Origin of the sequence: Novosphingobium sp. AAP1 (assembly GCF_001295765.1) — a bacterium.
Classification (GTDB): Bacteria; Pseudomonadota; Alphaproteobacteria; order Sphingomonadales; family Sphingomonadaceae; genus Novosphingobium; species Novosphingobium capsulatum.
The window spans coordinates 45,536-68,614 of sequence record NZ_LJHO01000014.1 but is presented as its reverse complement, the minus strand read 5'-3'; the positions used below and the strand labels follow the sequence as shown (position 1 = coordinate 68,614).

Annotated in this window: 31 protein-coding genes; 21 read left to right on the top strand and 10 right to left on the bottom strand. The window is 61.2% G+C overall.

Annotated elements, in window-relative coordinates; all coding sequences use genetic code 11:
* The 5 genes from IP65_RS22035 to IP65_RS17975 form a co-directional block, all read right to left on the bottom strand.
* On the bottom strand, window positions 1–183 hold a 183-nt coding region (locus tag IP65_RS22035), incomplete at its 3' end, for a hypothetical protein (RefSeq protein ID WP_231627775.1).
* 113 nt (window positions 184–296) lie between these two features.
* Window positions 297–1,106 (bottom strand): IS5 family transposase, encoded by an 810-nt coding sequence (locus tag IP65_RS17985; RefSeq protein ID WP_054132555.1) that lies wholly within the window; start codon window positions 1,104–1,106, stop codon window positions 297–299.
* On the bottom strand, window positions 1,063–2,064 hold the full coding sequence (locus IP65_RS21495; protein WP_156306726.1) for a hypothetical protein: 1,002 nt from the start codon (window positions 2,062–2,064) through the stop codon (window positions 1,063–1,065). Before IP65_RS21495 ends, IP65_RS17985 begins: the two co-directional genes overlap by 44 nt.
* 444 nt (window positions 2,065–2,508) lie before the next feature.
* Complete coding sequence (gene flgI / locus IP65_RS17980) at window positions 2,509–3,630, bottom strand: flagellar basal body P-ring protein FlgI (protein ID WP_054132554.1); 1,122 nt, start codon at window positions 3,628–3,630, stop codon at window positions 2,509–2,511.
* Window positions 3,627–4,226 carry a flagellar basal body L-ring protein FlgH gene (locus IP65_RS17975; protein ID WP_197279284.1) on the bottom strand — a complete coding sequence of 200 codons (600 nt, stop codon included), beginning with the start codon at window positions 4,224–4,226 and terminating at the stop codon, window positions 3,627–3,629. Before IP65_RS17975 ends, flgI begins: the two co-directional genes overlap by 4 nt.
* A gap of 38 nt (window positions 4,227–4,264) precedes the next feature.
* Here IP65_RS17975 and IP65_RS17970 point away from each other — a divergent pair, with 38 nt between their 5' ends.
* The 21 genes from IP65_RS17970 to IP65_RS17875 are packed head-to-tail and all read left to right on the top strand — an operon-like array spanning window position 4,265 to window position 17,497.
* The gene (locus IP65_RS17970) at window positions 4,265–5,020 is read left to right on the top strand and encodes a flagellar basal body rod C-terminal domain-containing protein (RefSeq protein WP_054132552.1); all 756 of its coding nucleotides are present in this window, start codon (window positions 4,265–4,267) and stop codon (window positions 5,018–5,020) included.
* On the top strand, window positions 5,017–5,772 hold the full coding sequence (locus IP65_RS17965) for a flagellar hook-basal body protein (RefSeq protein WP_082350240.1): 756 nt from the start codon (window positions 5,017–5,019) through the stop codon (window positions 5,770–5,772). The genes IP65_RS17970 and IP65_RS17965 overlap by 4 nt, the downstream gene beginning before the upstream one ends.
* A 3-nt stretch (window positions 5,773–5,775) precedes the next feature.
* Window positions 5,776–6,183, top strand: a complete 408-nt coding sequence (locus IP65_RS17960) for a hypothetical protein (protein WP_156306724.1) — start codon at window positions 5,776–5,778, stop codon at window positions 6,181–6,183.
* Window positions 6,176–6,523 carry a hypothetical protein gene (locus tag IP65_RS17955; RefSeq protein ID WP_054132549.1) on the top strand — a complete coding sequence of 116 codons (348 nt, stop codon included), beginning with the start codon at window positions 6,176–6,178 and terminating at the stop codon, window positions 6,521–6,523. Before IP65_RS17960 ends, IP65_RS17955 begins: the two co-directional genes overlap by 8 nt.
* Window positions 6,520–6,951 carry a flagellar basal body rod protein FlgC gene (locus IP65_RS17950; RefSeq protein ID WP_054132548.1) on the top strand — a complete coding sequence of 144 codons (432 nt, stop codon included), beginning with the start codon at window positions 6,520–6,522 and terminating at the stop codon, window positions 6,949–6,951. The genes IP65_RS17955 and IP65_RS17950 overlap by 4 nt, the downstream gene beginning before the upstream one ends.
* Window positions 6,948–7,253 carry a flagellar hook-basal body complex protein FliE gene (locus IP65_RS17945; RefSeq protein ID WP_082350239.1) on the top strand — a complete coding sequence of 102 codons (306 nt, stop codon included), beginning with the start codon at window positions 6,948–6,950 and terminating at the stop codon, window positions 7,251–7,253. The genes IP65_RS17950 and IP65_RS17945 overlap by 4 nt, the downstream gene beginning before the upstream one ends.
* Window positions 7,250–8,515 carry a flagellar basal-body MS-ring/collar protein FliF gene (gene fliF, locus IP65_RS17940; protein ID WP_082350238.1) on the top strand — a complete coding sequence of 422 codons (1,266 nt, stop codon included), beginning with the start codon at window positions 7,250–7,252 and terminating at the stop codon, window positions 8,513–8,515. The genes IP65_RS17945 and fliF overlap by 4 nt, the downstream gene beginning before the upstream one ends.
* Window positions 8,512–8,865 carry a hypothetical protein gene (locus IP65_RS17935; RefSeq protein WP_054132545.1) on the top strand — a complete coding sequence of 118 codons (354 nt, stop codon included), beginning with the start codon at window positions 8,512–8,514 and terminating at the stop codon, window positions 8,863–8,865. Before fliF ends, IP65_RS17935 begins: the two co-directional genes overlap by 4 nt.
* Window positions 8,866–8,868: 3 nt before the next feature.
* Complete coding sequence (locus tag IP65_RS17930) at window positions 8,869–9,564, top strand: hypothetical protein (RefSeq protein ID WP_156306722.1); 696 nt, start codon at window positions 8,869–8,871, stop codon at window positions 9,562–9,564.
* Window positions 9,554–10,867 (top strand): FliI/YscN family ATPase, encoded by a 1,314-nt coding sequence (locus tag IP65_RS17925; RefSeq protein WP_054132543.1) that lies wholly within the window; start codon window positions 9,554–9,556, stop codon window positions 10,865–10,867. The genes IP65_RS17930 and IP65_RS17925 overlap by 11 nt, the downstream gene beginning before the upstream one ends.
* Window positions 10,864–11,307 carry a hypothetical protein gene (locus IP65_RS21490; RefSeq protein ID WP_156306720.1) on the top strand — a complete coding sequence of 148 codons (444 nt, stop codon included), beginning with the start codon at window positions 10,864–10,866 and terminating at the stop codon, window positions 11,305–11,307. The genes IP65_RS17925 and IP65_RS21490 overlap by 4 nt, the downstream gene beginning before the upstream one ends.
* Window positions 11,304–12,047: a hypothetical protein gene (locus IP65_RS21485; RefSeq protein ID WP_156306718.1), complete on the top strand. Its 744-nt coding sequence runs from the start codon at window positions 11,304–11,306 to the stop codon at window positions 12,045–12,047. The genes IP65_RS21490 and IP65_RS21485 overlap by 4 nt, the downstream gene beginning before the upstream one ends.
* Before the next feature lies 1 nt (window position 12,048).
* Window positions 12,049–12,501, top strand: a complete 453-nt coding sequence (locus tag IP65_RS17910; protein ID WP_054132540.1) for a flagellar hook assembly protein FlgD — start codon at window positions 12,049–12,051, stop codon at window positions 12,499–12,501.
* Between the two features lies 1 nt (window position 12,502).
* The gene (locus IP65_RS17905; protein WP_054132539.1) at window positions 12,503–13,678 is read left to right on the top strand and encodes a flagellar hook-basal body complex protein; all 1,176 of its coding nucleotides are present in this window, start codon (window positions 12,503–12,505) and stop codon (window positions 13,676–13,678) included.
* A 52-nt stretch (window positions 13,679–13,730) separates the two neighbouring features.
* Window positions 13,731–14,444 carry a FliM/FliN family flagellar motor switch protein gene (locus IP65_RS21480; RefSeq protein ID WP_197279283.1) on the top strand — a complete coding sequence of 238 codons (714 nt, stop codon included), beginning with the start codon at window positions 13,731–13,733 and terminating at the stop codon, window positions 14,442–14,444.
* A complete protein-coding gene (locus IP65_RS21015) occupies window positions 14,437–14,709 on the top strand; it encodes a FliM/FliN family flagellar motor switch protein (protein WP_197279282.1) in 273 nt (90 codons plus the stop codon). Before IP65_RS21480 ends, IP65_RS21015 begins: the two co-directional genes overlap by 8 nt.
* Entirely contained in the window at window positions 14,709–15,122 is a 414-nt protein-coding gene (locus IP65_RS21475; protein ID WP_054132537.1) for a hypothetical protein, read from the top strand. Before IP65_RS21015 ends, IP65_RS21475 begins: the two co-directional genes overlap by 1 nt.
* Entirely contained in the window at window positions 15,112–15,831 is a 720-nt protein-coding gene (gene fliP / locus IP65_RS17890) for a flagellar type III secretion system pore protein FliP (protein WP_156306715.1), read from the top strand. Before IP65_RS21475 ends, fliP begins: the two co-directional genes overlap by 11 nt.
* Entirely contained in the window at window positions 15,831–16,583 is a 753-nt protein-coding gene (locus IP65_RS17885; protein WP_197279281.1) for a sigma-70 family RNA polymerase sigma factor, read from the top strand. The genes fliP and IP65_RS17885 overlap by 1 nt, the downstream gene beginning before the upstream one ends.
* Complete coding sequence (locus IP65_RS17880; protein WP_156306713.1) at window positions 16,580–17,152, top strand: hypothetical protein; 573 nt, start codon at window positions 16,580–16,582, stop codon at window positions 17,150–17,152. The genes IP65_RS17885 and IP65_RS17880 overlap by 4 nt, the downstream gene beginning before the upstream one ends.
* Before the next feature lie 3 nt (window positions 17,153–17,155).
* Window positions 17,156–17,497: a hypothetical protein gene (locus tag IP65_RS17875; RefSeq protein WP_054132534.1), complete on the top strand. Its 342-nt coding sequence runs from the start codon at window positions 17,156–17,158 to the stop codon at window positions 17,495–17,497.
* 24 nt (window positions 17,498–17,521) lie between these two features.
* Here the strand turns inward: IP65_RS17875 and IP65_RS17870 are convergent, their stop codons facing one another.
* Genes IP65_RS17870 through IP65_RS17850 form a run of 5 tightly spaced genes read right to left on the bottom strand, consistent with a single transcriptional unit; the run spans window position 17,522 to window position 22,794 of the window.
* Window positions 17,522–18,637 carry a tetratricopeptide repeat protein gene (locus tag IP65_RS17870; RefSeq protein WP_054132533.1) on the bottom strand — a complete coding sequence of 372 codons (1,116 nt, stop codon included), beginning with the start codon at window positions 18,635–18,637 and terminating at the stop codon, window positions 17,522–17,524.
* Between the two features lie 25 nt (window positions 18,638–18,662).
* Window positions 18,663–20,675 carry a flagellar biosynthesis protein FlhA gene (locus tag IP65_RS17865; RefSeq protein ID WP_054132532.1) on the bottom strand — a complete coding sequence of 671 codons (2,013 nt, stop codon included), beginning with the start codon at window positions 20,673–20,675 and terminating at the stop codon, window positions 18,663–18,665.
* Window positions 20,675–21,760 carry a flagellar biosynthesis protein FlhB gene (locus tag IP65_RS17860; protein WP_054132531.1) on the bottom strand — a complete coding sequence of 362 codons (1,086 nt, stop codon included), beginning with the start codon at window positions 21,758–21,760 and terminating at the stop codon, window positions 20,675–20,677. The genes IP65_RS17865 and IP65_RS17860 overlap by 1 nt, the downstream gene beginning before the upstream one ends.
* A 3-nt stretch (window positions 21,761–21,763) precedes the next feature.
* Window positions 21,764–22,528: a flagellar biosynthetic protein FliR gene (locus tag IP65_RS17855; protein ID WP_054132530.1), complete on the bottom strand. Its 765-nt coding sequence runs from the start codon at window positions 22,526–22,528 to the stop codon at window positions 21,764–21,766.
* Complete coding sequence (locus tag IP65_RS17850) at window positions 22,525–22,794, bottom strand: flagellar biosynthetic protein FliQ (protein ID WP_054132529.1); 270 nt, start codon at window positions 22,792–22,794, stop codon at window positions 22,525–22,527. Before IP65_RS17850 ends, IP65_RS17855 begins: the two co-directional genes overlap by 4 nt.
* Window positions 22,795–23,079: the final 285 nt, after the last annotated feature.

Sequence of the window (23,079 nt, the reverse complement as noted above, 5' to 3'; positions counted from 1 at the left end):
GGGCTCGACTGCAAGCTTCTTCCACCCAGTATTACCCGAGCCCGTTACTTTAGAATACATGCCAAGCGGTGTCATGCATAAGCTCCCTGGAACAGCCGAAATCCGCCCTTCCGGACTTTGGCTATGAGCAGTAATCGCGTAGCCCAATCCCCGTGGAAACAGGAGGCCGTTCTGGTCGATCAAGGTTCCGGCTAATTGGGTCCCGATATCCCCATCAACGGTGAAAACTGATGAGAATTTAGCCGGATCTCGCTGAACCTGCGTAGTTAGTCCGGCAGTGTAGACGCTAGAGGCTGTTATGGACCGGTCATCAAAGAGATGGCCTGTTTGCTCATGATTGTAGCGAAGGCGACGAGATGGAGGCCCGCGAGTGTCTGGGCATATCGCTCGTAATCCTTGACGAGCCTGCGGAAGCGTGTGGCCCATGCGAAGGATCGCTCGACAACCCATCGGCGCGGCAGCAGAACGAAACCACGTTTGACTTCGGGCAGTTTGACGACCTTGAGATCGATGCCGTGCCGTGCAGCCGCCTGGGCGGTGGATTGACCGGTGTACCCCTGATCGACCCAGGCTATTTCCACGCTGTCATCGGTGACGGCCTGAATGGTTCGGGCCATGGTTTCGACCTCACCGCGATCCTGTGCGCTGGCAGATGTGACATGCAAGGCCAGCAGGTTACCCAGCGTATCGACCGCGATATGCACCTTGGAGCCTTTCTTGCGTTTGGCTCCATCATAACCACCGCGCTCGCCGCTTTCGGGTGTCGAACGCAAGGTTCTGCTGTCAATGATCGCGGCGCTTGGTTCGGCTTTGCGGCCGGATGCCAGACGCAGCACCACGCGAAGATCGTCAATCAGCGCCTCGAAGCATCCCGCCGCCAGCCAGCGCTGCGTCTGCTGGTAAACTGCCGGCCACGGCGGCAGGTCGTTGGGCATCCATCGCCAAGGCGCGCCAGTCTTCACAATGTAGCGCAAGCCGTTGAAAACTTCGCGCAGGCTGTGTTCGCGCTGCCCGGCATCCTCGGGCAAAAGCGTCAGATAGGGCGCCAGCAACGACCATTCTTCATCGCAGACGTCTGACGGATAGGGCTTGCGGCGTTGCTCCATACAAGCCTTTGAATCCATTCAGACATGCAAGTCCATAACAGCCTCTAGCGATTGGAGGAAGGATTGAGTAGGTCCGGTCCGTAAATTTACTGGTGTACCTTATATCTGCTTGTCCAAGGACGCCTGGGTTCGTAGGTGACACGGTGCGAAACTGATTGCCGACGATACTTAACGCGATGCGTGTCTGCGTCGAGTTGTCGTCATCAACAAAGATTTCCAAGCCAACGTCGGCGTTGGCATCGAAGCGGTTCCCTATGATGTTGCCCTGCTTCGCTTCATATTCTTTGCTGATGCGCAAACCGCGGTAGCGCGCTCTCTCGAATTGGTTGGCGATGTAGGACACCCCATATCCCCGATCGATGCTGCCCAAACCCCCAGTGAAGTGGCTAGCTACGACCTCGGAGTCGCTCCAATTGACATCGTAAACCCAGGAAGTGCCAGCATCTGGTAAGCGCCAGTTGCACGCTATGATCCGGTTGATCCAAGCATTCAGTCCAGGCAGTTTGCCGCCCCTAATGCCGCCAGTGTTGACATTGTTCGTTTCGATCGTGCAGTTCTGCCACGTCATTTCCACGCAGTTAGGAAGATCGAAGACCGCGACGTATGGGCCTTCGGCGCGGACTGTAAGGTCATTGAATCCGCCGTGGGATAGGTAACTATTGGGGTTCTTCGAAACGAAGCAGCCGGATCCCGATCCCGTAAAGACCAACTTAGCGGATGATGTGACTTGAACGCCGTCGGAGTTGCCGGGCCCTAGGCTTCGCAGGCGAGCCATGCTGCTTAGTTCTAATTTAGTATAGAAGCGAAAGAGCCGTCCCGGCTCAAACATGACCAGCTTATTAGAATCAAGTAGCGCCTGCACAACTGGGGTGTCATCGTCGGTGCCGTTGGAAGGTGCTCCTGCAGCGTGAGCCCAAACAACCTCTTGTGGAATGGCTCCTGAGCTTACCGTGGCCATCTGGTAATCACCTCGTTTGTGTCATCAACCGGAACTGTGGCACGGCATCAGAGCGTCGATGTCGCAACCTTGTCTTTGTTCTTTTTTCAGCTTTTGCGCTTCACTTGTGTAGAGGCTGAAAGGTACGCCCGACGCGGTTGTGCAGGCGAGCGTGACGGAATATCTTCCCGATCATGCTGGCAAACCCAAACGGGCTACCAGTCCCCCGGACCCGGGCCAGGCGGAAAACTCTAAACCCGAGCGGTCCAAGGTTGGGTAGCAGTGCATTCAACCGCGAGAATCTCGCTATAACTGCGGGACCAGGGAGGCAGGTCACTCGGCATGCGTTGGTTGGACTGAAGGGGAAAAGTGATTCGTTGCCCGGACACCCTTTGTTGGGGGTAGCGAATGGGCCGATTTGCTCGTGCGCAAATTCTTAAAAAATGGCGGTTTAGCAAAGTGGTCTCATTCGACAACGATGTCCGCATGGAGCGCGCCAGCAGTCTTGAGCGACTGAAGAATGCTGATCACGCGACGGGTGTCGACATGCAGGGCATTGAGACCTTGAACCAGATCGCCGATTGTCGATGCACCCATGCGAATGGTGGCATCATTGTGACCTTCGTCCACGGACAACTTCGTGTTGGAAATGATCAAACTCGAAACATCGTTCGCCAAGCCGGAAATGAACTGGGGTTGCGAGCCTTCGTTGCGGGTTTCAACCTGAACCTTGATATCGCCTTGGGCAATAACCACCGGCGAAATCATCACATCTCCGCCTGCAACAACGGTGCCGGTGCGTTCATTGACGACGACGCGGTACTGATGAGCGGGACGGATTTGGGTGTTCTCGATCGTCGACAGAAAGCCGGCTAAGCCAGCCCCGTTCGCCGGTGCACGGATGACGATGCGATCGGCATTGGCAACTCGCGCCGTGTCATAGCCCAGTTTGGCGTTGATAGCCGATGCGATATCTTGCGCAGTCGTGAAATCTGGCTCTGCCAGGAGGAAAGCGATCTCACCGCGATCGTTCACCAAGCGAGCGTCGACCGCGCGCTCGATGGTGGCGCCTCGTGCGACACGACCGGTCGTCGGATAGTTGCGCTGTGCCATGTTGAACTGCGCCTCGAACTGGTGCCCTCCCACAATCAGCGGCCCTTGCGCCAGCGCATAAGTCTGCTGGTCGGGGCCAGCGAGTGCGGTCATCAAGAGTGTGCCTCCGGCGATGCTGCGGGCATCTCCGATAGAGGAGACCACAACATCGATGCTGTCGCCGACATTGGCGGATGCTGGCAGCATCGCCGTCACGATCACCACGGCGACATTGCGGCTGTTGATGTCTTCGGCTTGCACTGTCGTGCCTAGACGCGAGAGGACGTTGCGCAGTGCCTGGCGCGTCACCGTGCTGTTGCGCGAATCGCCACTACCGGAAAGGCCTGTGACCAGGCCGTAGCCAACCAAGGCGTTCTCGCGCCAACCATCAAAGCGCCCCAAGGCCCTGATAGGCACTTCCTGGGCGTTCGCGGGAATTATTGGAAAAGAGATGGCCAAGGCAAAGGCCACCAAAGTCAAGATGCGCAATGTCATAGTCCGAGGAAGCTGAAGATGCGTTGAATAGGGCCAGGCTTCCCGCTGCGCGAGACAAAACCTTTGCCATTATAGTTGATCTGGGCGTCGGCAATGCGGTTGGAGGCAACGCGGTTGTCGCTGTCTATGTCGGTTGGACGGATCCGTCCCCGTACTTCGACTGTCGTACTTTCGCCGTTGATCAGCATATGCTGTGCGCCTTCGATCCGCAGGTCGCCATTGGGAAGGACGGACGTGATCGTTGCGCTCATCTGCGTCACGAACCGCTCGGTGCGGCGTATTTCGCCGCTTCCGGAGAACGAGTTGCCCAGCCCGAGTTGTCCGCTTTCGTTAAGCTTGCCGGCGCTGACCTGTCCGCTCAAGGCGGTCGAGCGCCGCGTACCGCTTTGTAGCGAAGTGCTCGATTCGGCAGCCTGAAGCACCACGATGCTGATGGTATCGCCGGGCTGCGTGGCGCGGCGGTCACTGCTGAGAGATTGTGTCATGCCGGGCTTGAACAGATCATCGGCCCGCGCCGCCGCCGGTATGCAGCATGCGGCCAGCAACAGGCCACAAAGTGGGTTCCCCCATTTCCGATGCATATAGTAGCCCTCCACCGTGCAGTGGACCCCTGGCCAGTTACAATGTCAAGAATTTGCTGCAAATTTTTGTAACCAATGCGGCGCAAATTGAAATGTCTCGCTTGACCCAGGCCTTCGGCCATGTGATTTTTTACCGGGGCATTGGGGATTTTATGGCGGGCTTGGCGGAACTGGCGGCGGTGATGATGACAAGTGCGCAGCAGCGCATCGATACCACCGCTGGCAATATCGGGAATGTGAATACACCGGGTTTCCGCTCGCGGCGCGTGTTTGCGCAGTTGCTGGACTTGCGGACGGGCTTGCCCACCGGCGCTGCGCGTATCGCTGGTGCCGAGTCAACGTCGCTCAAGGTGACGGGGAACCCAATGGACCTCGCCGCAGACAAAGCATCGGTGTTCCAACTCCGCGATGCGCAGGGTCTGCATGCCGTTCGTTCGGTGCAGTTGCATCGCGACAGCGAGGGTCATTTGGTCGATGGCCAGGGGCGATTGCTGCAGGCCTCAGGTGGTGGTGACGTGATCATCGGATCGGGCGATCCTACAATCACCCGATCCGGAGTGGTGTTTGTCGATGGTCAGCCGCAAGCGCGCGTGGGCCTGTTTCGCGCCGATGGTGATGGCGTGCTTGACGCCAATGATGCCGGACAAGTGATGCAAGGCCAGCTTGTTCCGTCCGATGTCGATATGGCTACCGAGATGACCGAACTCACGCGCGCGGGCCGTTACGCCGAAACTGGCGCGAAGGTATTCCAGATCTATGACGACTTGCTCGGCCGCGCGTCGAGCATGCTGGGGAGTTTGGCGCGATGAGTGCTGCACTTGAGATTGCTGCGGTCGGAATGCGTGCGCACCAGGCGGCGCTGGATACCATTGCCGGCAACATTTCGAACATGAACACGACCGCGTACAAGCGCTCGGATTTGCGGTTCAGCGAATTGCTTTCGGTTGCCGATGTCGCGGACGCCAAGCAGTCGGCGGATTTCGTATCGGGGGTGCTGGAAGTCGCGACGCCAGCCTATGGCATTCAGGGGCAACTCGATGTCACAGGCAGTGCCAACGACTTGGCCATTGACGGGACGGGCTTTCTTGAGCTGATCGGGCCAGGTGGCAAGACCCTGCTATGGCGTGGCGGCGCGCTCAAGGTGCTGGAAGACGGTCACCTGGGCACCGCTTCGGGCTACATGCTGAAGGCCGCGATTGCCATGCCCCAGGATGCTACCAGCTTTGCCATCGCCCGTGACGGCACGGTCACCGCTGTGACGGCGTCGGGCGAGACTGAGGAAGTCGGGCGATTGGACTTGGCCCGGCCAGCAGATGGAGCCGATCTCTTGCGCTTGGACGGTGGGCTTTACCAAGTCGCTGACGAAGGCCAATTGCTTGCTGCCAAGCCTGGCGACGAAGGCTTGGGTGAGTTGGTACAGGCTTCGCTCGAACGTTCGAATGTCGACCTTAACCGCGAAATGGTCGATCTGTTGGTGGCGCAGCGCGCCTACGCGGCCAATGCCCAAGTGCTCAAGGCTGCCGACGAGATCAATGGCGTCGCCAATGGTCTGCGACGGTAGATAATGACTCTGGCGCTTTTTGCCCTTGCTGTCGCGGCCGTTGCGGTGCCCTCTTGCCGAGTCATGGTGATCGAGCGGCACGCGGGTGAGTTCGTGTCTGCGCAGGATACGGAAACGGTGCCATGCGCGCGAACCATCCCGCCATCGCGGCTGCGCCTTGATCCGGTAACGCAACAAGCGATGGCCCGTGTGGATCTGCAGCCAGGTGATGAACTGGGGCCGGTTCATTTCATCGACCGACCAATCGTGATGCCCGGCGATCGCGTCGCTGTCATGGCGAGGATCGGCCACGCCATGGTTCAGCGCAGTGCCACGGCGCTGCAATCGGCGCGAAAGGGCGAGCGCTTCTTTGTGCGTGCCGATGACGGCGCGGTTTTTGTGGCGCCAGCAATCGGATTGCATCATGACTGAACCACTTGCCGTTGTCGTCGCTGCCAAAGCGCTTGATGGTCTGCAAATGCGTATGGCCGCGCTGGCTCACAATGCGGCCAATGTTAGTACGCCTCGCTTTCAGCCCCTTCAGGTCGATTTTGAAGCCACCCTGCGTGCTGCGGCGAGGCATGGCGCGACTGCGGTGCGCGACGCAGCATTCGACTTTATCGCTGGCCCGGTACAAGGCCTCGGCGACGAGCGGCGGCTCGATCTCATCCTGGCAGATGCTTCGGCGACAGCCGCTCGATATGCTGCGGTGAGTGACATGCTGGGGCGTCGTCTTGCCATTGGTCGCGCCGCGCTGGGAGCCCAAGGATGAGCATCGACCCGGTCGCCATTGCCAGAACCGGCCTTGATGTCGAATGGCAGCGCATGCAGGTCATCGCGCAAAACCTTGCTAATGAGAATACCACGCGGGTGGTGGGAGGCGGCGGTTATCGCCCGTTGCGCCTCCGCAGTGGTCCAGCGACCGCATTCTCACAAATGGTTGCTGCCGGCGCGGTCGTGGCTGAGCCGACCGGTACGCAGGTTTTGGGCGTGGCAGTGGATCCGGTCGGTTACCGGTCTGTGCACGATCCGCGTCATCCCGATGCCGATCGCGCCGGGAATGTCTATTACCCGGCGATCGATCATGCCGAACAGATGGCCCTGCTGGTGAAGACCGCCCGCGCCTATGAAGCCAATCTCACTGTCCTCTCGCTTGCCCAGCAGATGACAATGCGCGCGCTGGATCTCGGTAAGGCATGAGCATGATATCTTCTGTGGCAGCCATCGGCATGGTTCCTATTGAACCAATCGTTCCCGAAAATTCGGGGCTTGCGCGCCCTGCTGCGGGGTTTGCCGATTTGTTGGTTCAGGGGCTGAATGCAGCGGACGCCAAGGTCGCTCACGCCGATGCCCTGTTGAGTGCGTTTGCCGCAGGCGATGCCATTCCAGTGCATCAAGTGACCTTGGCGTTGGAGCAGGCGCGCCTTTCGGTTGAGCTTGCCGTGCAGGTGCGCACGCGCCTGCTCGAAGTCTATCGTGATTTCATGAGTATGCAGCTGTGACCGGGACTGCTGCCAATGCGAGCGAGGGCTCTCCCCGGCAGCCCCTTTCACGCAGCACGATTGCCGCGCTTGCTGTGGTTGGCCTTGCCATCGCCTTTGCATTGTACTGGTTTGTATTGCGCACCCAATATGCGACGGTAATGACCGATGTCGATCCGCGAGACGCGGCAGACATCACCAAGCTTCTGGACGAAAAGAAAATTCCCTATCGTTTGGCGGATGGGGGGCAAACTGTCCTTGTGGCGCAGGAGCAAGCGGACAAGGCGCGTGTAGAGCTTTTGGGTTCCGACTTGTCGATGCGCGGCCAAGTCGGCTTTGAGCTGTTCAACCAGTCCGACATGGGTCTGACCGAGTTCGACCAGAAGATAAACTACATGCGCGCCCTCCAGGGGGAATTGGCCCGCACGATCCTTCTGCTGGACGGGATCAAGCAGGTAAGGGTGCATCTTGGCTTGGCCGAGCGGGCCGTCTTCGCCGGCGACGCCGCGCCGCCCAAGGCTTCGATTACGCTGTTGCTCAAGCCGGGGCAGGTGCTTACCGAAAGCCGGGTGAGGGGTATCCAGCGCTTGGTCGCAGGGGCTGTGCCCGATCTTTCCCCCGATGCGGTTGCCGTTCTGGATGGCAGCGGGCGGGTTGTCAGCGCCGATGCCATGACGGCTAATTCTGCGCAGCCACCGGTCGATCCCGCAACGGCTGATCTTCAGGCACGGGTGCTCGATGCAATTGAGGCTGCTTATCCCGACATGCATCCGCAAGTGGAAGTCGCCTTCACGTATCGCAGTGCGCCACCAAGTAGCCCGCTGGCCAGCGCGGCAGCGAAGCCAGCCGGCGTGGCGCTCGGTGCGCTGATCGATCCGGCCATTGGCGCCCCCAAGGTCACCGTGCGCGTCAATCTGGATCGCGTGCTCGATGCCCAGGCCCTGCGCGCAATCGAGGCAGATATTGTGCAGGCAGCCGGCCTGCATGTGGAGCGTGGGGATGCGGTCATCCTCACGGCAACGGCTAGGTTGCCTGCCACAATGCCGCAAGGCGTCGTGCTGAGGGATAAGGTCGTTGCCCAAGCGGCCCCGCGGCTGCCGGCGGTACAGCCATCGCCGTGGCAACGATATTGGCCGTTTGCAGTCGCGCTCGGCCTTGCCGCCCTTGCCTTGGCGTGGTGGACCGATCGCCGTCGCAGCCGCGTCAACCGGCACAAGGATTTGTTGCGCTTTTCCGATGCTTTGCAGGCCCGCCTGACCGAAACCGGGGAGCGCGCGGTATGACTACGATCGAGCCGGATCTTGCCGAAATGCTGGAGACCTTGGCCGCTCTGGGTACGCAGGATCGAGGTTTTGTGCTGGCGCGTATGCCTGCACCGTCCCGTCGCCAAGCTGAAAGGTTCTTGGCTGAGCGTCAGGCGAGCCGGCCGTCGGCTGGGCTGATCAAGCTGGTTGAGGTGGCCCGGCGTGGCACCATTCCGGCAGGCATGACACAAGCGGCGGCCGCGGCGTTGGCTGCTGTGCCAGGCGATGATCCGATGGCCGCTGAGTCTGACAGCAAGCCAGGCGCTGCCGTAGGCAGTGCGGCTTGGCTCGATCGCGTGCTCGGCGCCTTGCGTGGCCGGGGGCGCTAGGCCGTGCTGTTTAAGCACGACAGCGTGGTCGCCCGCAATGCGGCACTCGCAGATAGCGGCCGGTCATTGCCTGCCGCGCAGCATTCTGCCTCGAGCCGCGATATGGCCGCAGACCGGAAGCCCGATCCGCGAGATGCGCGTCTTGCCGAACTTGATTCAGAGAATGGCAGGCTTCGCGAAGAATTGCGGCAATTGCGCGAGACGTGGAGTGCGGCGCTTGCAAAGGCAATTGATCAGGCCCGAACTGAAGCGGCGCAGGCTCACGTCCGGCAGGACGAAGCGATGGCCCGGCAACTGGAAAAATCGTGCGCGCAGGCCCGTCGGGCGTTCGACAGGATGCTTGACCAAACTCTGGCAGGGAATGTTGGGGCGTTGGCTGCTGAAGCGTTTGGGCGTCTGGTTGCCCCGAACGAGACCGAACTTGCCTGGCTCGGGCGCTCGGTCTCGCGTCGGTTGGAGCGGGTGCGGGCAGAAGCAGTGGTTGCGATCGAAATCAATCCGGCCCTGTTCGACAGCGACCGATTGAGCGCGTTTGCCGGTGCCTTGCCTGCTGGAACCGACATCAAGCCCAATGCTGCTGTAGCGGCCGGGACCGCGCGGATCGTGCTGAAGCTGGGGGCGATCACTATTGAGCCCTCGCAGGGGCGAGAACGCCTGCTGGCTGCGCTAGGAGCGTTAGATCACCCCGATGACGACTGAGATGCGCCCGAACCTCAAGGAATTTGAGCCGTTCCCCGTGCTTGGCCAAGTGGCCCAAGTCACGTCGGGAGTGGTTATGGCGGATGGACCTGATGCGACCGTTGGCAGTCACTGCCTGTTGCGATCGCGGACCACCGGCCGTGCGTTGGCCCTGACACATGTGGCGGCAGTTCAGCGCGACGGGCTTACCCTGGTGCCGTTTGAAACCGTGTCCGATGTTCGGATCGGCGATCAGGTCGAACTGGTGGCGGATCATGCGAGTGTAGCGGTAGGTCCTTCGTTTGCCGGCCGGGCCGTTGATGCGCTAGGGCGGCCGATCGACGGGCGGACTGCGCCCACCGGAGCCGCGCCGCGCAGGAGCTTACCGCCAGTGTTGGATCGGACGGGTGGGCTGCTTCCGATGGCGACCGGTATCAGAGCTATCGATGGTCTTTTGACGATCGGCCGCGGGATGAGGATAGGCATTTTTGCGGCAAGCGGGGTGGGCAAGACTACATTGGTCGAGCAAATCCTTAGGCAAAGCGATGCGGAGCGGATTGTCGTGTGCCTGATCGGGGAACGCGGCCGCGAAGTCGAAGATTTTTGGCGCCTGGTCGGTGGCGACAAGGCGGACCATCGCGTTACTCTGGTGGCAGCTACATCCGATGAACTGGCGCCGATGCGGGCCCAGGCGGTGGATACCGCGCTGCTGCTCGCTGAATTCTGGCGTGATGCTGGCGAAAATGTTCTGCTGCTGGTTGATTCCATCACGCGCCTGGCCATGGCCCTGCGCGAAATCGGCCTCGCGGCCGGTGAGCCACCAACTGCGAGGGCCTATACTCCCAATGTGTTTCGTGAATTGCCACGGGTGGTTGAACGGTGTGGCGCCGTGCGCGGCCGCGGCAGCATCACGGCGATATTCACCGTGCTGAGCGAAAGCGATGATGTCGACGATCCTATCGTCGAAACGATGAAGTCTCTGCTCGATGGGCATATCGTGCTTTCTCGCCGCCTGGCCCAGGCCGGGCATTTCCCGGCCATCGACGTCAGCCGCAGCATCAGTCGTTTGTTCGATAGACTGGTCGATCCGGGCCAACGCGACGCGGCACAACGATGTCGGGCGTGGATCGCGCGACATGACGAAGCCCGTCTGTTGATCGAGAGCGGCATGTACAAACCCGGCGGCGATCGCGATCTTGATCAGGCGGTGGCGGCTCGCCCGGCGATCACAGCGTTCCTGCAACAGGATCATGGCGAAGCCGTACCACCAGATCAGACCAGAGCCGCGTTGCGCGCGCTGGCAGCGCCAAAGGTGGCTGCATGACACGGCGTGCCCAATCAGATCATGCGCAAGGCCTGGCGCAACTGCGCGCTTTGGCAGAAACGGCCGCCGGCCAAGATGCCCTGGCGGCTCGTGCCGAGACCATCGAAAAAGCTGATAGGCTGCATCAGGCCAAGGAACGACAGTTCTTGGCGAAGGACTTGTGGCAAAGCCAACTCCGTCACCGTCCTGATCCGGCCCAATTGCAGTTGTCGGCAGCCTGGCTGGTCGCGCAACAACGTCATGTCCATGAAGCCAATCTAGTCCATGATGCTGCGCAGAGCCGCGAACAGCATGCGCTTGTCCGGTACTCACGCGCCGGGGCTGAGCGTCGGGTGGCCGACGAGATCGCACGCGAAGCAAGGCGAGATCTTTTGCGGTACGAAGCCCGACAGGCCGACGATGCAGCGGCAGATCTGGTCCTGGCAAGGAGAGTGCGATGACCGCCATTGCAAGCCTGCCTGGTTTCGCCGTGATGCCTGCGGGCAATATGGTATCCGAAGGGGGCAATCAGGGCGGCGCGACTGCCGATTTCGCCGCACTGCTCGCAGCGCGGTTTGGTGACCTGCAGGGCATCGGCAATGCTACAGACCCAGCTCAGAGTGTGCCGAGCGCAGGTGCCACCCGTTTTGTCGACGGGCCATTATTTGGCCATTGGATCGAAGCGGCATCGAGCGATTCCCCACTCAATACCAAAACCGGTGCTGCACTGGCTACCCCCCTTGAGCCAGTGGACGTCAATGTCAGCGGCGCGGTGGCCCAACGCTCGGAACATCTTCACGAGGTACCGGGCATGGTTGCCAGCGCAGTCGGGAGGACTGCCGTCGGTGAGCGACCGGTTGAGCTATCTCTGTTGCCATCATCCCCCTCTGCTGTGACAGGGCCAACGCAGGTCTTGGGTCTCGTCGGCGAAGACGATGTGCAGGTTTCAGCGCCAAAGGTGCAACTGCCCACGGCGGCACTTGCTCTGCGAGCTGCCCGGGTTGCGAGTTTTGCTCCCCTGCAAGTGGCCCTTCTGGCGGAGGCCGGCGGGCATCGCCTGGTGCTGCGCGTGGCAAGGATGCCTGATGATGAAGCGCGCGAGACCGTTGTACGTCTGGTGGAGGAGGCTGAAAGGGCAGGGGTTTCGATCTCTGCCGTGACCGTCAATGGCAAGCCCTTCTCACTGTATGGGAGCTTCTGACATGGCTACCAATCCTGTGGCAGCGATCGGAGGTACAGCCACTTCGGCCAGCACGTCCAACGCTCAAGCTGCGAACAATGCCTTTGGTCTGGGCTTCGATTCCCTGCTCAAGATCATCCTGACGCAACTGACCTACCAGGATCCGCTCAAGCCGATGGAAAACTTCGAGTTCGTGTCGCAATTGGCACAGTTCTCGCAAATCCAGCAGGGCCAGGTCATGTCGGACTACCTTGGCCAGTTGGTTTCAGCTCAGGCCACGGCACAGGCAACCGGACTACTTGGCCGGAAAGTCGATATCGCTTCGGGCACGAGTGGGAGCGCCGCTTTGACGGGAACGGTCACAGCGGTGTCATTCTCCTCGGGATCGCCCGAAATCACCATCAAGACCTCCGATGGCCAGACCATCGCCAACATCGCGTTGACGGCGGTCAACCAGATCAGGGAAGGAAGCTGACATGCTGGGATCGATCTTTGTCGGGCTGAGCGGCCTTGAAGCCTATTCCGAGGGCCTCAAGAAAGTCAGCAACAATGTCTCCAATCTCAATTCCACCGGCTTCAAGACGTCCACGGTTACGTTTTCCAACCTGCAGTCGACGCGCGACAGTGGCGGCAGTGCGCTGACCAACGGTGCGCAATCCTGGGGCGAGGGCGTCAGCCTTTCGGACAGCACGATCAACTTCAAGGCTGGTGATCTGCGGACCACGGACAACGACCTCGATTTGGCCGTGGATGGCACCGGTTTCCTTGTTCTGCTCAAGGGCAGCGATGTGCGCTATGTGCGGACCGGCAGCTTTACCACGGACAAGAGCGGCAACATCGTGCTGTCCGGGACGGAATGGAAGCTGGCCACGCTCGACAGCACCGGACGGGCGGTGGCCGTGTCGATTGATGGCAGTCGTACCAACGCACCGGTTACGACCACCAAAGTCGTGTTTGCCGACAACCTTTCGTCCACCGGCACCACGGCATCGGTAAACGATATCGCGGTTTACGATGCATCAGGCGAGAAACATGTCTGGACGGCGACTTTTACCCGTGCGGAAAATAGCACCAACTGGACCGTGACAGTCAAGGACAGCACCGGCGCCACGATCGGCACCAGCGCGCTGAACTTCGAGAATAGCATTCCTTCTGCTGCCAGCGCGAAATTGACCTTTACCGACAGCACCACGGGGTTGGCGGTCCTGTTCGACTTTTCGTCGGGCGTTACTTCGTTCTCGTCCGGTACGGTTTCGTCGCTTCGGGCAGCATCGGTCGACGGCCATGCGGTCGGTGCCTTGACAACCGTTGCGGTCAACGATGCCGGCGAACTGCAACTCACCTATTCAAACGAGCAGACCAAGAATCTGGGAGCGGTGGCCGTCGCGACATTCCGCGATACCAGTGCCTTGACCCAGGAAAGTGCCGGCCTGTTCCAGGCCAAGGCCGGCGCAGATGTGCAGTTGATGGCCAGTGCCGATGACCGGGTCGGTCTGGTCCGATCCAAACGCCTCGAAGGCTCGAATGTCGATCTCTCGAAGGAATTTGGCGATCTCATCCTCATCCAGCGCGGTTATCAGGCCAGTTCGCAGATCATCAGCGTGTCTAACGACATGATCCAGCAGTTGTTCGGAATCCGTGGACAGGGCTGACATGGCATCGCTTTGGTTACCCCCGCCACAGGATGGCGATCTGGTCCGCTGCTTGCGCCAGATCATGGAGCAGGTCTTGCCGCGCTGGCTCCCGCACGGGCATGCGCTTGATATAGCGCCGGGGCGTCTTGCCGGTCGGGGTATCCTTTTTGCCGGCTCTTTCGGCAGCCTGCAAATTGCCGAAAACGAACTGCCTGCCCTGGGACAAGCCGCCTGCAATGGTGAGGGCGATACCGGCAATCCTGCCGACCGGCGCATTCTCGATCACCTTGGGCGGCAGGTTGTCCAGGGCATTGCCGATCTGCTCGACGAGCAATTGGGATTTCAACCGACAAACAGCGATACGAACGAGCCGTATGCCCAAAGTGCGTCGCTGCTTTACCACCGGCTACGGCGGCAAGGCGAAGAGTGGACCTTGTCCCTTGCCATGCGGCCTGATGCCGTGGTGCGACTGCGTCGCCAGGTTGCGGGCACGGCGCGGGTCTTGAGCGCCCCTGTTCCCTTGCTCGAAGCACTGGGTGAGGTGCCGGTTGATCTTGGCTGCCATCTGGGTTGCGCTGGTCTTGTGGCAGGCGATATCGCGACGCTTTCACCGGGCGATCTCATCGTGCTTGACGGCATTGTCGCCCAGCCCGCTGCACTGACCGTCAATGGTGCTCTGGCGCAAGCCGGCCAGGCGCGAGTTGCCCGCAAGGGCGACACACTCACAATTGCCGTTACCCAATCCGTTCGCATTGAGAGAAAGCATAATCGTTTCCATGTCTGATCGATCCGACCAGCCCGTTCAGGCGCAGGGAATTCCTGCGACGGTGCTCGACAGCGTGCCTGTTGCTGTAGAGGCGATCCTTGGCGTTGCCAGAGTAACTGTGAAAGATCTGCTGGCGTTGCAGCCAGGGCAGGATTTCGTATTGGACACTGCATTGGGCGATTTGGTCGAGCTGCGCATCAATGGCGCCGTCGTCGCCCATGGCGAACTGGTCGCGGTAAACGACCATTTCGGGATTCGGATCAAGACTTTGGCAGGGCAGTGATGTCCGTCACGCGCCGCATTGGCGGAGGCCTTGTTTTGCTCTGGCCCGGTCTGGCCCAGGCCCAGCAACTGGGTGGGGGCGGGTCTCCGAACATTTCCTTGCTCCGGGTGCTGATATCGCTGCTTGTCGCATTGGCTTGCGCCTTCGGGCTGGCGCTGTTCCTGCGGGCGCGCATGGGGCAGCATCCCGCGCCTGCGAGCTTGGGGCAATGGCTCAGTCGAATGGGCACGTCACGCCGGATCGAAGTGGTGGAAGCGCGTCGGGTTTCCGCTTACGCCGATTTGTGCCTGGTCCGTAATGAGGGCGAGGAGTGGCTGCTGGCATGCGGTCCTGCGGGCATTACCGTTCTGCGCCACGGCCTTGCTCCAGTGCGAGAAGACACCGCCGTTGCGGGGGGCAAAGATGCAGGCTGAGCGTCTAAGCCGATTTGTAATGGCGCTTGGATTGCTGTGTCTGCCCGGCGTGGCTTGGGCGTCACCGGTGGTGCCACCGCCAGACGGCGGTGACGTGGTCCGCACTGGCGTGCTCCTGGCTGTCTTGGCGATCCTGCCCACCATCATGATCGCAATGACCAGCTTCACGCGCATCGTCATTGTTCTCTCGATGGTCCGCCACGCCTTTGGCATGCCGGAAACGCCGCCGAATTCGGTGCTGGTGAGCCTGTCGTTGTTCCTCACCCTGTTCAGCATGGGCAGTGTGGCCACGCAGATTCATCGCGATGCCTTGTCGCCCTATCTGGCGCACCAGATTCCCGTCGAAACGGCGATCGATCGGGGCGTGGCGCCGCTGCGCAAATTCATGCTCGCGCAGACGCGGGACCAGGACCTGGCGACGATCTACCGCATCGCGCGAGAGCCTCTGCCAAAACACCCTGCCGATGTGGCCACGGTAAAGTTGGTTCCAGCCTTCATGATCAACGAACTGCGCGTGGCGTTCACCATCGGCTTCGTCATTCTCCTGCCGTTCCTGCTGATCGACCTGGTTGTTTCGGCCATTCTGCTGGCGCTAGGTATGATGATGGTGCCGCCGACCACGATTTCGCTGCCGATAAAGCTGCTCATGTTCGTGCTGGTCGATGGCTGGTCGCTGATCATCACCGGGGTCGTCGGAAGTTTTCGGTAGTGGCGGGCGCGATTGGTCTTGTTCGGGGGCTTTCGCTCCTGACTTGGCCGGAGCGCGAGGAAGCCGCGCTTTGGCGCCATCTACGCGATCATGCCCAGGCCGCCACGGCTCGGACCCGTTTGTTCAATCGCTATGTCCATCTCGCCCGCAGCGTGGCGCGTAAGCATGTGCGCCGCAACGGCATGCCCGAACATGTTCTGGACGACGCAGTTCAATTTGCCTTCAAGGGTTTGCTTGAGGCCATTGATCGTTTCGATCCCGAACGGGGGGTACCCTTCGCAGCATTTGCCAGGCCGCGCCTGAACGGGGCCGTGTTGGACGGCATCGGTCGATTGGATGAACGTGGTGCACAACTGCGGTTCCGTCGCCGAGCCGAACGCGAACGGCTGCAATCGTTGATGCCCGCAGGCGATCATGACCTCCCAACCGCCATCGCTGAACTGACCGAACTCATCACCGAACTTGCCCTGGGATTGATGCTCGATGCCGAAATGCGGCACGGCCCGAATGATGTGGTCGGACTACCCGACAACGGATTTGATCGTCTGGCCTGGCGCGAGATGCAGGGGTTGCTGCTGGAAGGTGTGCGCCAACTTCCCGATCTGGAGCAGACGGTGGTTCGGCAGCACTATGAGAATGATCTGCTCTTTTCCGAAATTGCCACTATGCTGGATCTCAGCCGGGGGCGAATATCCCAACTGCACAAGTCCGCGCTTGCGCGGCTGCGCAAATCGATGAAAGCGGTGCGATGATGTCCCATACCGACGAGACCTGCGATGACCAGACCATCCAGGCCATTCTGGCTACCGCCGGGCGCAGTTCCGAAGAGGGGTTGACGGCGATCGATGGCGCGCTTGCCGAACATCCCGGTGATGCCAGGCTGCACTTTCTCAAAGGCTCGCTGCTGATCGGTGCCAAGCGTCTGGTTCTGGCGCACAAGGCGCTGTCCCGCGCTGTCGAGCTCGCGCCGGATTTCCACATCGCTCGTTTCCAACTTGGCTTCTTTGAGTTGACCTCTGGCGAAGCGCAAGCCGCGCGCGATACCTGGGCTCCGCTCCATGTCTTGCCCGACGGTCACTGGATGCGCCTGTTCATCGATGGCCTGGAAAGTCTGGCTGCCGACCGGTTCGAGGCCTGTATCGATCTGCTGCGTCAAGGTATCGCGGCCAACACCGAAAACCTCCCGCTCAACAATGACATGCGCCTGATCATCGAACGTTGTGAGCAGCATCTGGGTGGCGCCTGGCAAGGTTCGCGGACCGAGCCCGAAGAGGCACTTTCGGCAACGTCCCTGCTGCTTGGCCAACGCCGGACCCATTGAGGCATGGCGTCGATCGGTCGTGTCGATCAGGCGGTCCTGCTGCTGCGCCAGCGGTTGGAGCGCCTTGACGCACAGCGCACCAAGGGAGGCAGCCGTACGGCTAGCGCGAAACGCCCGGACATCGTCGATCCGCTCCGCGCAGCCCGTGCCCTCGGGGATCGAGGGCCTTTCACCGCTGCTGAAATCAGGCGCGCTTTCGTGCGGACTTTGCTCGCTGATGCCCTCGGGCCGAGCCTGGTCACCAGCCTTGAGTTTCAGGCCCTCAGTGATCAGGTTGCCGACATTCTGGAAGGATCCGAAGCCGGGCGAGATTTGCTCGCCCGTGCTTTGCAAGAACTCGATTAGCGCCAAGAGTGCGCGTGTTTCCCCTCAGTGTACGGTCGGTAAGGCGAGCCGGGTCATGTAGCTGGCAACCGTCAGCCCTTGGTCGTTGATCGGCGTATCCAGCGCCTGGCGGAGCAAGGCCTGGGCCTTGTCACTGTTGCCCCCGGCCAGCAGGATTCGGGCAAAAGCAGCTGAAAAGCATTGCCGATCGAGCCGCAGGGCGGTAGCCACCAAGCGTCGGGCGGTATCGGCGTCTCCGCGTGTTGCCGCAATGACGGCAAGGGAGCCCTGGGTTTCGGCAAAGGCTGGGTCGATCGCCAAGGCGCGTTCAAACCGCAGTGCTGCTCGATCGGCGTCGCCGGCAAGATAGTGCGCCCAGCCAGCGGCGATCCAGGAGCCGATATGGTCGCCGAACTGTTCGGCCCCACGATCGATAGCATCGGCTGCGGTAGCCGGATCGCGCTGCGTCAGACTGGCCAGCCCCTTGCCGACCCAGGCGCGTGGATTGAACGCACGGATCGCCAGTGCATGGTCGAACGCCTGGATGGCCTGGACCGGATCGCCGTCGGCCAGGGCAATCACGCCATGCGCGGCCAATGCCTCGGGATGATCGCCCGCTTTTTCAGCGCAGTGCCGGGCCATGTCCATATCTTCCAGATCGAGCGCCAGCGTGGCTAGCGCGGCCAGCAATCCGGCATCCTCGGGAAAGCGGTGCAAGGCAGCTTTGCCTGCGGTCATGGCGGCATCGAACTCGCCAGCCTCGTGCAACAATTGCATATGCAGCATGGCCGCTGCGGAAACAGCTGCGACCGTCTGTCCATCCAGCAAAGCCAGCGCTTGTGGTTTGTCTCCCTGCATGGCGAGGCTCCAGGCAAGATTGAAGCGCACCGCCGGGGTGTCAGCCAAGGGCAGGAGACGGGAAAACCGGTCGGCCGCCCGGGCAAAATCGCGTCGGTACATGGCGCTCAGCCCGGCGAGATGCAGGGCATCGGCGCTGTCGGGGGCAAGCGCATCGAGCCGCTGGATCAGGGTTTCGGCCAGATCGTGGTCCCCGGTGTTGATGGCTTCCTGGCAAGTATCCACCAGCAGCGCCTGGTTGTCCGGATCGGCGGCAAGATAGAGTTGAAGGCGCGAAAGGCGGCTCGTGTCTGCAGTCGGCATGGCGTTCCCTGGCAGGTAGAAAGGATCAAGTTTCGAGGCGGACCACGTCGAATGAAGACAGCTCGATACGCTCTGGTATCTCGCCGACACCAATGACGGCAAGCCTTGGCAGGGCTCGGCGGGTCAGGGTCTTGATGGCCTTGCGTAGCTCATTACCGCAGAGCAACACGGGTGCGCGCCCCTCGCGAAACATCCGTTCGTAGAGTGGGGATAAGCGGCGCACCAGGGTGTCGGCAACGCGCGGGTCGATACCCGTGGCACCGTTGGCCAGCACATGTGTCAACTCGTTTTCCAGGCGTGGGTCTAGACTGACCACTGCAAGATCGCGATGGGTGCCGCGCAACTGGTCGCAGATGGCAAAGCCGATGCGCTGGCGCAGCAGTTCCGAAAGGACGTCTGGATCACGGGTCTGGCGGGACAGATCGAGCAGATGTTCGAGCAGGAGATCGAATCGCGCCACCGACACATTCTCGGCCAGCAGGTTGCGCAGCACCCGCTGGACATCGGCCAGTGAGAGGACCGTTGGGATCAAGTCGTCGACGAGCCCTGGCTGGCGGCGGCGGACACCGTCGACGAGTTCGGTGATGACCGGCCGGGTCAGCAGGTTGGCGGCTTCGCCACGGATGATGTCGGCGAGATGCGCGGTCATGACGGCTGTCGGTTCTGCGACAGAGAAGCCGCGATCGCGGGCGTCAGAGACCTGGTCGGGCCGAATCCAGAAAGCCGGCCGATCCAGCGTCGTATCGCTCGCTTCTAGCCCTTCAAGGCGGGCCTGGCGATCCCGGCCGGAAACGGCCAGCAGCCGGTCTGGATGGACCACCATGCGTCCGAAGCGCGTGCCAAACAGGCGCACTTCGAACTCGCCCGACGCTGTGCCTTCGCCTTCGACAATGCGCACCGGGGGCAGAGGCGTTCCGAACTCAGCCAGATGAGCTCGGCGTATCGCTGCCACGCCTTCCATGATTGTCGCGCGACGATCCAACAGGGCCGTGGCCAGATCCCGCCCCAGCACGATCTCAATGCCATCCAGGCGCTGCTCGTCGTCTTGATCCTGCTCCACTTCGCCCGCAATGCTCTCTTCACTTCGCGCGGCCCGCAGGCGGGAGCGCCAAAAGCTTACCCCTAAAAGACCAAGGAGCAGCAGGATCGGCCATTTGGGCATGCCTGGAAGAAGCAGCAGGAAAAGTAGAGCTACCGCAACGATGCGCGGAATGCGCGGGATCGAAGACAACTGCGCATAGATTTCCGTGCTCAGGTCGCGGTCAGCCGAAGAGCGGGTCACGATGATCCCGGTTGCGACCGACACGATCAACGCCGGCAACTGGGCGGCGATGCCATCGCCGATGGTCAGCAGCGTGAAGCGCTGGAGCGCGTCAGCCCAGGAAAGGCCCAGTTGCAGGATCCCGATCAGCGATCCGGCAATGATGTTGATCAGCAGGATGATGATGGCGGCGATCGCATCGCCTTTGACGAACTTGCTGGCCCCGTCCATCGCGCCGTAGAACGCCGCTTCCTGTTCCAGTTCATGCCGTCGCCGCTGGGCTTCGGGCTGGTCGATCAGGCCCATGTTGAGATCGGCATCGATGCTCATCTGCTGCCCGGGCATCGAATCCAGCGTGAAGCGCGCCGCCACTTCCGACACGCGCTGGGCGCCACTGGTCACCACGACATATTGGACAACGACCAAGATGCTGAAAACGACCACCCCGACGATGTAATTGCCGCCAACCGCAAAGCTGCCGACGGCGCGGATCACGTCACCTGCATCGGCCGTTGTCAGGATCAGCCGGGTTGCAGCCACATTGATCGCCAGGCGGAGCAGCGTGACCACCAGCAAAAGCGAGGGGAACGTCGAAAAATCGACGGGCCTGCGGACATAGAAGGTCATCAGCAGGATGGTGAGCGCGAGCCCAAAATTGCAGACGATCGCCATGTCGATTGCGGCCGGCGGGATCGGCGCAAAGAGGATGGTGAGGATGCCGAGCAGCCCTCCCACCAGCAAGAGATCACGATTGTCCTGGTATAGGCGGGAAAGCATCAGATCGTACCGCTAGTTGCTTTTGCTTGCGCTCTACGGCGCAGCAAGATGTAGATGTCTGCCACCGCCACGAACTGGAGCTGTCCGATCGGCTTGCCGATCGTGCCGTCGCGATAGAGCTGGCGGGCAAGGCCTGGCTGGCGAATGATCGGAACGCCAGCACGCTCGGCCGCGCGGCGCATGCGCAGCGCCCAGGCATTGCGGCCAGCGGCCACGATGGTGGGAGCTACGTCTTCTTCGTCGCGATAGCGCAGCGCCACTGCATAGTGGACGGGGTTGACGATCAGCACATCCGCCCCTTTCACCTGAGAGGCGGCGGCCGCCTGCTTCAACAGTTCCGCCATGATCTGCTTGCGCTTGCGCTTCTGGCGCGGTTCTCCTTCCCGTTCGCGCGCTTCGCGCGTCACGTCACGCCGGCTCATGCGCATCTGTTGGGCAAACGAGCGGCGTGCCAGCACTTGATCGATTACTGCCATTCCTGCTGCCAGAAGCAGCAGAAGAAGCAAGAGGCGCCCGGCCATGGCGAGGAGATGGCTGGCCAGCGTTCGAGCCGATCGGGTAGCCTCTCCGGCGTCGGCCATGGCGGCATGGATGAAAAGGTAGAGCGCCGTGCCATAGACCACGGTCTTGAACACATTCTTGCCTAGTTCCTTGAGCATACGCTTCGAGAACAGGCGCTTGAGGCCTTTGGCAGGATTGAGCCGTGTAAAGTCGGGTTTGAGCGGGGCGGCGGTGAAGACGATGCCCCGGTTCTGGACGATCTCCACTGTCGCGATCAGGGCTACCAACAAGAGCGCAGGAACAGTCAGCGTGGCGAGGACGGTGGCGGCGAGTTGCCCGGCGAAGTGGGCAATCCATTCCGGATCCTGGCCACGGGCGGCGGCGTAGAAGCTCTGGCGCATCGCGAAGATAAGATTGCGAACGATATCACCGCCTGTGATCTGCGCGATGATCGCCAGCGCGAGCAGGGTAGTGGCAAAACCCAGATCGGTGCCGCGTGCCAACATGCCTCGGCGCCGGGCCTTGTCGAGCTTGAAGGGCGTGGCACTTTCGCTCTTGTCCTGCTCGGCATTGTCTTCGGCCATGGATCAGGCAATCCGCAACATGGCTTCAAGTGATACGCGAATGATCCGCACCAGCACTGCGCCGGTCAAGGCCGTCGTCATTGGCAGGATGATCAGCGCAACCAGGGCCTTGACCTGAAAGCCGAGGACCAGAACGTTCATCTGCGGCAAAGTGCGAGAAATGGCTGCGATCGATAGGTCGATCAGGAACAGCACGGGCGTTGCAAGACCCACCAACCCCATCGCCAGGACTGAAACGGTGCCTGTAAAAGCAAGCAGGGCGGTCAGATCGTGTGGGCCCTGACCCAGTCCAGGCGGAATGCGCTCGAACGACAAGGCCAGGATCGAGAGCAGATCGAAAGGCGCACCCGTGGCGAAGAAAACGGCTGCTGCTGCATAGCCGAAAAGCGCACCGATCAGCGGCATCTGGGCCTTGGTGGTCGGATCGATGACGAAGGCCAGGCCGAAGCCGGCCTGAATATCCAGCGCGCGCGCTGCCATGCCGATCATCGCAAAGGCGAACTGCAACGCCAGCGCCAGGGAGATGCCCATCGCCAGTTCGCCGGCCAGCGCGGCGGGAATGTCGCGCAGCGCTTGTCCCTGAGCAGGCACCGCAATGCTGGCAAGGAATGCGGCAATAGCAATGACGGTCGTCGCCCGGGCTGCCGCCGGCATCTTCACCAGGGTGAATGGTGGAGAGAACGCCAGTATCGGCACAAGGCGCACCGCAGCGAGCAGCACGATGACTGCTTGCGCCGTTAACCCGCTGATGGCGGCGCTGGAGTTCAATGGGCCAGGCTCGGGATCAGCAGAAACAGGCCTCGGCTGAACTGGACGAGCTTGCCGATCATCCACGAACCCAGGATGATCAACAGCAGCACCGAGACGATCAGTTTCGGAACATAGGTAAGCGTCATTTCCTGGATCTGGGTCGCCACTTGGATGACGCTGATCAAAATACCCACGATCAGGATGGCCCCCAGGATCGGCCCGGCCACGATCGCTGCGGTCCATAGCATCTGGTCCATGATGGAAAGGGCGCGATCGGCTCCCAAGGCGAAGTACCCCCCTGTAATTCTCCTTAGTGGCTAAACTGCCGCGCCGTTGGAGGCCAGATGCAAAATGCTGCAAGGTGGCGCAAAAAATCTCTAAACAATTCGGATTGTCGGCGGATCTGGGGATAGAGAGCGGCCGGCGTTGTGTCTGGCCTTTGTGACGGGGCCAGCGTGATGGTGGGGATTTTTTCGGGTCGTTTGCTGGGGCTGACGGGCGGCTCGGGGGATATTCTGGGTGGGGCCGGCCTTTTAGGCAGCGGCTCGCTGGGGCGGGGTGGCGAGCAG